Genomic DNA, 9,828 nt, shown 5'->3' with positions numbered 1-9,828 from the left:
TTTCAAGATTACTGATGCCTTGGCTCACCGCCGACTGCACCTTACCCAAATGACGAGCACTGGCAGAAAATGACCCTAATTCAACGGCATACACAAACATTTTCAGCTGTTCAATGTTGTACATTTGGTTTCTCCCAAAACTTACTATCACTATATATGATGCTAACTATCTTTATATTATCACTTAACTAGATATTATCTAGCAAGTCATTAGCCCATCGGCGGCTATTTAATCGTAAAGAGAGTTAGAAAAATGTCACATAAAGAACGCATGTTGCACATGGTGCTATTTGAATTAGCAGCTTTGATTTTGATGGCAGGGCTTGCAACCTATATTACAGGAAACGGCGCAGGCGAAATGGCAGGCTTAGCGCTCGCAATATCATTGATAGCGATGGCTTGGAACTACGTTTATAACTATGGCTACGACAAAATTTACGGAGCAGACCGAAGCAAAAGAACCACGAAAACACGTATCCTGCACGGATTAGGTTTTGAGCTTGGCTTAATGACAGTGACTCTACCTGTCTTGATGTGGGTTCTACAACTCGACTTCCTAACCGTACTGATCATGGACATCGGCCTAGTTATTTTCTTCGTACTTTACGCGATTGCGTTCAATTGGGCGTATGACTCAATCCGAGCTCAATTGGTTTCGAAAGGAAAAGTTGCAGCTCTGGTTTAGAGCGGTAAGTTCGTCTCGTATAACAAGAACATACACCCAAATGAAAACTGCCAAACTACAACATAGTTGGCAGTTTATTCATTTATGCATATAAGCTCATTTGTTAACGCCCTTGTTACATAGCAAAAACATCACACAGCCCTCCCTAATTAAGTCTAATAATCCGCCACTCACGAAGTAGCGTCACAAATCCAAACATAAACTCCTCGTACCAGTTGCGCATTCATTTACATATAGGTAGTTTGAGCGGCTTCGCAACCTATCAATTCGAGCAATGACGTTCATGCGAGCATCTTTTTCGAGCAAAAGTGTTCGGATTAACATTTCAAGTGACTTTAATTAACAATTTTATGCTCAAACGCTCACTTTTGATGTTCGTTTATTTTCGAGTTCGCAAATATATGCACAATACACGTGCTAGATAAGCAAAACTAAAAAGGACTCGAACATGACAACAAACAAACACCCTTCTTTATTTGGGCAATGCTTGGCTGAATTTATCGGTACAGGATTACTCATATTCTTTGGCGTTGGCTGTGTGGCCGCTCTGGTATTAACTGGTGCGACATTCGGACAATGGGAAATCAGCATCATCTGGGGCTTCGGTGTTGCGATTGCAATTTACTGTACTGCCGGCGTTTCAGGCGCACACATCAACCCAGCCGTAACGATTGCACTGGCCATGTTCCATGGCTTTGATAAAGCGAAAGTGGTGCCTTACATCATTTCGCAACTGCTTGGCGCTTTCTGCTCTGCAGCATTGGTTTACAGCCTGTACAGCAACCTATTTACTGACTACGAAATCGCACATAACTTCGTTCGTAGCAGCCAAGACGCACTATCAACTGCTGGTATCTTCTCGACTTACCCACATGCTTCACTTTCTTTCTTCGGCGCTTTTGCTGTGGAATTCGTGATTACTGCAGTGTTGATGTTTGCCATTTTAGCGTTAGGTGATGAGAACAACGGCGCATCTCGCGGTGCAATGAACCCTCTACTGATCGGTATTCTTATCGCGGTTATCGGTGGTTCTTTAGGTCCACTGACGGGCTTTGCAATGAACCCTGCTCGTGACTTCGGACCAAAACTGTTCGCTTACTTTGCAGGTTGGGATTTCGCACTAAGCGGTGCTCGTGATATTCCTTACTTCATCGTTCCAATTCTTGCTCCAATTGCTGGTGCGTGTTTTGGTGGTTGGTTGTACCCACGTGTTATCGGTGCTTACCTACCAGTAGAAGGCCAAGGCTGCACAATTCCAAACCAATGTGAAACAGAAGAAGAAGCTGAACAAGCTCAAGCTTAATCCCTAAGCGACCTTACATTTACTAAAATATAAATAACGAAAGAAAAAGGATTCTTACCATGACCGAGCAAAAATACATTGTTGCCCTAGACCAAGGCACCACAAGTTCTCGCGCTGTAATCCTCGATCACGATGCAAACATCGTTAGTTCTTCTCAACGAGAATTCACTCAGATTTACCCGAAAGCGGGTTGGGTTGAGCATGATCCAATGGAAATCTGGGCGACTCAAAGCTCTACATTGGTTGAAGCTCTTGCTAAAGCAGGCATCCGCAGCGATGAGCTAGCGGGCATTGGTATCACGAACCAACGTGAAACCACCATTGTTTGGAACAAAGAAACTGGCAAACCGGTTTACAACGCAATCGTATGGCAGTGTCGTCGTACTGCAGACATCTGTGAAGACCTTAAAGCACGTGGCCTAGAAGACTACGTACGTGACAATACCGGCTTAGTCCTTGACCCGTATTTCTCAGGTACCAAAGTAAAATGGATTCTAGACAACGTTGAAGGCGCTCGTGAAGACGCTGAAGCAGGCAAACTGTTGTTCGGTACGGTTGATACTTGGTTAGTTTGGAAAATGACTCAAGGACGTGTACACGTTACGGATTACACTAACGCGTCACGTACTATGTTGTTCAACATCAATGACCTATGTTGGGACCAGAAGCTACTTGATGAGATGGGTATTCCGTCAATCATGATGCCTGAAGTAAAACGCTCTTCTGAGGTTTACGGTCAAACGAACCTTGGTGGTAAAGGCGGTACTCGTATCCCAATCGCGGGTATTGCAGGTGACCAACAAGCTGCACTTTACGGTCAAATGTGTGTAGAAGCAGGCCAAGCTAAGAACACTTACGGCACAGGTTGTTTCCTTCTAATGAACACAGGCCAAGAGAAAGTAACATCAAAGAACGGCCTACTAACAACGCTAGCATGTGGTCCTAAAGGTGAGCCTGCATACGCACTTGAAGGTGCAGTATTCATGGGCGGCGCATCAATCCAATGGCTACGTGATGAAATGAAGCTACTGGCTGGTGCAGAAGACTCTGAGTACTTCGCAACCAAAGTAGACTCTTCAAACGGCGTTTACGTGGTTCCTGCATTTACTGGCCTAGGCGCACCCTACTGGGATGCTTATGCTCGCGGTACGATTGTTGGCCTAACTCGTGGTGTTAACTCTAACCACATCATCCGTGCAACGCTGGAAGGTATTGCTTACCAAACTCGTGACGTGCTAGATGCGATGCAAGCTGACTCAGGCATCAAGCTAGCGAAACTACGTGTTGATGGCGGTGCAGTAGCGAATAACTTCCTAATGCAGTTCCAATCAGACGTGCTGGATACTGAAGTTCACCGCCCTGAAGTAACGGAAGTAACCGCTCTGGGTGCCGCTTACCTTGCTGGCCTAGCGGTTGGTTTCTGGGACAGCATTGATGAGCTTCAAGACAAAGCCGTTCTTGACCGCACCTTCATGCCACACCACGACGAAGAGAAGCGTAACCGCCGTTACAAAGGTTGGAAGCGTGCTATCAAGTGTGCACAGGTTTGGTCTGAACTGCACGATGACGACGAAGAGTAATCTAAGCGTGAGTTAACAGAGGAGTACGAATAATCCCTTATTAATCGATTAGATTGTTCGAACCTCAGCAAACGAAACTAAAAAGAGCACTATTTTGTGCTCTTTTTTGCGTTTCAGGCTCAAATTCCATGTTTTGACCAGCGTTTTTGCGGTTTAGACATGATTCCTTACCATCATTACTTCTCTCTTTTCATCAATTCGAGCACAATAGCGTGAGTTTATATTTTCGATTTTGACGCGCTAGAGCCCTTTGCGCGCAGGGAGTGGTAAGTTAAGTGAAGCAGATACCAAGACACCAGCAGATTGTAGATCTGGTAAAAACACAAGGATATGTGAGTACCGAAGAGCTCGTTGAAAAGTTCGATGTCAGCCCACAAACCATCAGACGAGACCTCAATGAACTAGCCGATGGCAATAAAATTCGTCGCTATCACGGTGGTGCAACCATTCCTTTAAGCTCAGAAAACACCTCTTATAACACGCGTAAAGCGCTTAACTTCAACGAAAAAGACGTGATCGCCGACGAGCTGGTTAAACATATCCCAGATGGCGCAACCTTGTTCGTTGATATCGGCACCACACCTGAATCGGTTGCTCGCGCACTCAACAAGAATCATAAGCAGCTACGAGTTGTGACCAACAACATTAACGTTGCAAGCATCCTTCTACCGAACCCAGAGATCAAGGTTATCTTGGCGGGCGGTGAAGTACGTAACCGCGATGGTGGCATCGTCGGTGAAGCGACACTCGATTTCGTAAAGCAGTTCCGCCTCGATTTCGGTATCTTGGGCATCAGTGGCATCGACTTTGACGGCTCGTTACTCGATTTTGACTACCACGAAGTTCGAGTGAAACAAGCCATCATCGAAAACAGTCGCAGCATCTTCTTAGCCGTCGACCACACTAAGTTTGGCCGTAACGCGATGGTTAAGCTCGGTAATATCTCTCAAGCCCACATGGTGTTTACTAATAAGCAGCCACCAGAAGAGATTCTCAACATCCTTAAAGATTCCGCAATACCATTAGAAGTGATCGATACCGCTCGTCCTATGAGCGAATAACTAAACATAAGAGCTCAGTGACGCCACTTTCTTAAATGATTCACGATTCTTTATAGAAAAGTTAATAAAGTAAAACTTGCTCGCTGTCACTGTCGCTTCTATGCTCGAATTAGACTTATTTGAACCTCTGCCTTCATAAGCAGAGGTTTTTTTATGCCCAAATCACATAAAACGCGCATAAACGAAAATAATAAATGACCGCAAACGAAAGTTCATATAGGATTCAATTATGTTCTAAAATGCTCGTTCGCTCAGAAAGAGGTCAAAACCATGAGTGCTCAACAAAATAATTCAAACAACAGTACACCTTCCACTTTAGACTTGATCGTGATTGGCGGCGGCATCAACGGTGCAGGCATCGCGGCAGACGCATCAGGTCGTGGTCTAAACGTTGGCTTATACGAAGCAAATGATTTCGCATCTGCAACGTCTTCTGCCAGCTCAAAGCTTATCCACGGTGGCCTACGCTACCTTGAACATTACGAGTTTCGTTTGGTTTCGGAAGCACTCGCGGAACGTGAAGTCTTGTTAAGAAAAGCACCTCATGTTGCTCAACCAATGCGTTTCCGTTTACCACATCGACCATTTTTACGCCCGGCTTGGATGATTCGCTGTGGCCTATTCCTTTACGATAACTTGGGTAAGCGCACCACTCTTCCTGGAAGTAAGACCGTCAACTTAGCGAAATCAGGCCTACTGAAACCAGAAATGAAGACAGGCTTCGAATACTCAGATTGCTGGGTTGATGATGCGCGTATGGTGTTGCTCAACGTATTAGCAGCAAAAGAAAACAACGCAGAAGTTCGTAACTACTGCCGAGTTGAAAAAGCGCACCGTGAAGGCGGCATCTGGCATGTGACGATCCTTGATGTCATGACCAACCAACGCTTTGAACGTAAAGCGAAAGCACTGGTCAACGCAGCTGGTCCTTGGGTTAAACAGTTCTTTGATGATGGATTAGAGCAGGCTTCGCCTCGTAATATTCGTCTGATCAAAGGCTCACACATTGTTGTGCCACGCATTCACGACGAACCACAAGCATACATTCTGCAAAACAAAGACAATCGCATTGTGTTCATGATCCCTTACCTAGATAAGTTCTCGATCATCGGCACCACCGACCTTGAATACAAAGGCGACCCACGTAACGTCGCAATTGATGATGTCGAAGTGGATTACTTGATTGATATTGTTAACCAACACTTTGTTAAACAACTTGGCCGTGAAGATGTGGTTTGGACATACAGTGGCGTAAGACCGCTTTGTGATGACGAATCTGATTCACCGCAAGCGATCACTCGTGACTACACGCTCGAATTAGACGCAGAGCTTGATCAAGCACCACTGCTTTCGATCTTCGGTGGCAAGTTGACCACTTATCGTAAGCTAGGCGAAGCAGCACTTAAGAAGTTAGAACCACACCTAACCAACATGGGTGCGCCTTGGACAGCCAACAACACACTTCCAGGTGGTAACTTCAGTTGTAGCAGAGAGCAGCTTGCGAAGATGATCCACACTAAATACCCTTGGGCATCTGAAGCGCTATTACTTCGTTACGTGACTCAATTCGGTACTTACACGTGGAAGCTACTGGAAGGAGCAAATTGCGAAGCTGACCTTGGCAACCAATTCTCAGGCGAAGCTCATGGCGTTTATCAAGTTGAAATCGATTACTTGATCAATGAAGAGATGGCGATGACTGACGAAGACATCTTGTGGCGTAGAACCAAGCTTGGCCTGTACATGAGTGAATCCGAGCAGCAAGCAGTAACGGATTACCTGAAAGAGAAGCTACAAAGCAAAGTAGTGAGCTTTTCTCAAGTCGGCTAATTCCACCAGCCTAAACATGGTTCAAGAACATATTTAACAACGAAGCTTAGCGTCCCCCGCGCTAAGCTTTTTTATATCCACCCTATTTGCAAAACCTTAGTGCTAACTGAGTTTGTCTATATCTACGGTTTCTTATATCCAAATATTCTTATGCGTTCAGATAGAGACTGGAATGCAGAAACAAAAAAAAACTCCCGAAGGAGTTTTTATTGTCTAAACCTGCAGTAACCGTTTAGCGATCTAACGATTTAACTTAGCTATTCAGCAAAACAACCCGCTAGCTAGGCAATTAAACGAGCATGCAGTGAATCTTTAAGCTCAGAACGATCATGTTTTAGTTGGTGCATCGAGCCGTCATCAATGGGTGAATCTTTCAGCTCTAGTTTACGAATCTCTTTATCAAGGTTGTCGTATGTCTTCATATCTTCTGCAAAGCCATCGTCAGTTTTAGCAAGCTCAGCAATTTTGTCTTTCATTTCAGGAAATTCGTGAACAAGAGAGTGATTTTCACCTAGCATAGAAACCTCTTAAGTTGAGTAAAGTGATTGGTAGTACACATTCATTATTTACCTTAGCAAGGGACTCAAATCACAAATGAGATCCAGTACACAGCCTAGAATATAGACAGTTTAGATTCACAAATTTACAACATAAATCGGCAGGGATGCGTTGTTTTACATAGAAGAAAGCCTCACGTAATCGCAAGGCTTTGTAGAAGTGAGTTCTTTATAAGAACAGTGACAGAAATGATAATAACAGCAGCTAAAAAGTATTTTCAAAAAAGGATTAGCTGCTACAACCACCAGAATGAACTCGATTCATTTGATCATGTGAAGGTGTGTCAGAGCCTGTCGATTGACATCCTGCCACAAACAATAGCGTTACAGATAAGATAAGCCATTTCATAATTAATCCTCTTTTAGTCATGACTAAAGCATAGTGCTTGAAAGCGCGGATACCTCAGTCATTAACTAAAGCCTTACCTGCCGATAAAGCCTTAGTTAATGAACAAAGCATCGCTTCATTAATTAACGACCTGTCTTCGTGCAAAAAACTTTCACCAAACGAACAAAAAACAGTCACAACTCTCTCTAAGCTTCACAAAAACCAGCCTTCCGATTCCTTTTGGTTATTACATAAATAACATCAATTCATTTCTAGAATCACCACCAAACCGATACATTAGTGTCATCTCCTAATGACGACCTCAAGGTAAACGATATGAAAAAGACCATTTTAGCAACACTGATTACCATCACATCAATGCAAACAATGGCAGCAGTTGAAGTAACCGACGAAAACTTCGCTCGTGCAGAAAGCGACCTTTACTTCACTCAACAGTTAGAGCATCAACCGGTTAATGTTTTTGAGCATAATCGCGAAAACGTAACGGTAGAGAACCAAATGATTATCCGCTCTAACACCGACCTGCTCTATTCAACCGCGGTTGTCGATGTCTCAGAAGGCGCAACATTCAAACTGGCGGAAGGCGATGCGTACCAGATCATGCATATCTTCAATAACAATCATGATAACCACATGGCCATTTATGGTGGCGAAGAAATTTACATCGACTCAGAAATCGCAGGTTCAGACTACATCTACATACTGATGCGAACTGCAACAAGTGCTGGCGCAGATGAAGCGCATCGACTGCAAGATGCGGCGGTCATTAATGCGAAATCAGCTAAGCCTTTTGAACCTGCTTCAGATTGGGATGATGCTTCTCGAGATAACGTCCGAGCAAAATGGGAGAAGCTAGTTAATGACATCAAGACAGAAGAAGCCTTCACACCAAACATCACAGCCACATCAGATAACAAGCAGTTTATGATTGGTACTGCAGTAGGTTGGGCTGGTATGCCGGCAGAGCATGCTGTGTATACGTCACGAGCGGGTACAGGTAAAACGGAATGTGCAAACATCACGTTTGAAGCACCCTCATTACGTTATGACGAAGGCGGTTATTGGTCAATTACAGCCTATTCAAGCCAAGGTTGGTTAATGACGGACAACAACAGCGCTGATTCAACGACATCAACACCCAATAAAGACGGTTCTTACACGATCCACTTTGCGCCAAAAGGGCAAACCTGTGACGCTGCAAATAACGTAATTGAAGTAAACGATGATGGCTGGAACTTTGCGGTTCGTGCATACCGTCCTAGTGATGAAGCGGTAGCATCAGGTGAGATGCACAACTTCCCACAGGTCACTGCTCAATAGCGGGGAATAACGACTGAATTGCGAGTGATTAGTGTTAATTAACTGGCAATAACAGCTGCTAACAATAACAGCTACTAACAATAACCTAGCCTCTCATTTGAGAGGCTTATTGCTTTTCTTTTATGATGGTTTGGGAGGTAGTGATAATTTTTCGCTTAAGCCATTGATTCATCGGGTGCATTCTCTTGTTATGAGATTCCACCAGCACGATTTTTTTGAGCTCTTCCGGTGCATAATCAGGAAAAGAGAGATAATCGAACTCTTCATTAAGATAAAGAGCAAGCTGCTTGGAACACGGTAGAATCATGTCACTTTGTTTAATGACCTCTAATAGCGTGTGCAAATACGAGCTTCTTGCTTTCACTTTAAGCTGCTCTGACGACAAATGCTTGGCGATATAAGGCTGAATATCATTCCACCCCGGTATCACCAAACTCGCGTATTCCGCTTCATCTATCTCTTGCTGTGAAATCACTTTGCCAGCTAATGGATGGCCGGTTTTAACCAACCCGACAAAGTCATCCTCACCGATAATCTGATGGGTAAACTGCTTATTCGTTTCGATTGGAGAAAAGTTGATAGCAGCTTGTATCTCGCCATCCAACAACTTTTTCAGCGTTTGAGAGCCCCAATTAACAATATTGACTTGAGCATTGGGCGCTTCTTGAATGAGACCAAGGCATAAACGCGCACCAAGCCAGTTCGAGATAAAACCGTTAATCGCAATCGTGATGTTGCCTTGATACTCGGCAGGGTCAAAGCTTGGGGTTTCAAGAATCACGTCGTCTAAGCTTTCCATGATCATTGGCAGTCGTTCACCAAGCTCTAACGCACGTGGAGTTGGCTTCAAACCGGAATGGACACGAGTAAACAATTCGTCATCAAAGTATTCTCTCAATCGCCCTAGTGCTTTACTCACTGCGGGCTGACTCAGCGCTAATTTATTGCCAGCAATGCGAGTATTTTGGGTTTCTAGCAAAACCAGAAAAACGCGGATTAAATTGAGATCCAATTGTTTCATAGTTACCTGTCATTAAAGTTTGGTCAGGGAGATATTTAGCCGTCTGGCGATAAAAGCTAACTTAGCGAATATCTCTCTCATTATGGCTCATTTGACGATTGATTCGCTTAACGATCTTTAAC

The 9,828-nt window shown here is 44.1% G+C and carries 9 protein-coding genes; 6 read left to right on the top strand and 3 right to left on the bottom strand.

Going from position 1 to position 9,828, the window contains the following annotated elements:
• Positions 1 to 124 (bottom strand): LysR family transcriptional regulator (locus AB4653_RS03850; protein ID WP_372103368.1); only part of this gene is annotated, 124 nt, incomplete at its 3' end.
• 129 nt (positions 125 to 253) lie between these two features.
• Here AB4653_RS03850 and AB4653_RS03845 point away from each other — a divergent pair.
• The 5 genes from AB4653_RS03845 (at position 254) to glpD (ending at position 6,459) form a co-directional block, all read left to right on the top strand.
• Positions 254 to 685, top strand: a complete 432-nt coding sequence (locus AB4653_RS03845; protein ID WP_009845917.1) for a PACE efflux transporter — start codon at positions 254 to 256, stop codon at positions 683 to 685.
• 448 nt (positions 686 to 1,133) lie between these two features.
• Entirely contained in the window at positions 1,134 to 1,988 is an 855-nt protein-coding gene (locus tag AB4653_RS03840) for an MIP/aquaporin family protein (RefSeq protein WP_004732234.1), read from the top strand.
• 59 nt (positions 1,989 to 2,047) lie between these two features.
• Complete coding sequence (glpK, locus tag AB4653_RS03835; RefSeq protein ID WP_009845918.1) at positions 2,048 to 3,568, top strand: glycerol kinase GlpK; 1,521 nt, start codon at positions 2,048 to 2,050, stop codon at positions 3,566 to 3,568.
• A 275-nt stretch (positions 3,569 to 3,843) separates the two neighbouring features.
• A complete protein-coding gene (locus AB4653_RS03830) occupies positions 3,844 to 4,629 on the top strand; it encodes a DeoR/GlpR family transcriptional regulator (protein ID WP_009845919.1) in 786 nt (261 codons plus the stop codon).
• 270 nt (positions 4,630 to 4,899) lie between these two features.
• On the top strand, positions 4,900 to 6,459 hold the full coding sequence (gene glpD, locus AB4653_RS03825) for a glycerol-3-phosphate dehydrogenase (protein WP_009845920.1): 1,560 nt from the start codon (positions 4,900 to 4,902) through the stop codon (positions 6,457 to 6,459).
• 281 nt (positions 6,460 to 6,740) lie between these two features.
• Here glpD and AB4653_RS03820 read toward each other — a convergent pair whose 3' ends face one another.
• Positions 6,741 to 6,977, bottom strand: a complete 237-nt coding sequence (locus AB4653_RS03820) for a YdcH family protein (RefSeq protein WP_009845921.1) — start codon at positions 6,975 to 6,977, stop codon at positions 6,741 to 6,743.
• Positions 6,978 to 7,644: 667 nt separating this feature from the next.
• Between AB4653_RS03820 and AB4653_RS03815 the strand changes: the two genes are divergently transcribed.
• On the top strand, positions 7,645 to 8,685 hold the full coding sequence (locus tag AB4653_RS03815) for a DUF1214 domain-containing protein (RefSeq protein WP_032555092.1): 1,041 nt from the start codon (positions 7,645 to 7,647) through the stop codon (positions 8,683 to 8,685).
• 106 nt (positions 8,686 to 8,791) lie between these two features.
• Here AB4653_RS03815 and AB4653_RS03810 read toward each other — a convergent pair whose 3' ends face one another.
• Positions 8,792 to 9,706, bottom strand: coding sequence for a LysR family transcriptional regulator (locus tag AB4653_RS03810; protein WP_009845923.1), 915 nt, complete (start codon positions 9,704 to 9,706; stop codon positions 8,792 to 8,794).
• Between the last annotated feature and the right edge of the window lie 122 nt (positions 9,707 to 9,828).

This window comes from Vibrio sp. 10N.222.48.A3 (genome assembly GCF_041475345.1).
In the GTDB taxonomy this organism is placed as follows: Bacteria; Pseudomonadota; Gammaproteobacteria; order Enterobacterales; family Vibrionaceae; genus Vibrio; species Vibrio tasmaniensis_A.
The sequence above is the reverse complement of the archived record's forward strand: the minus strand, read 5'-3'. Positions and strand labels throughout refer to the sequence as shown.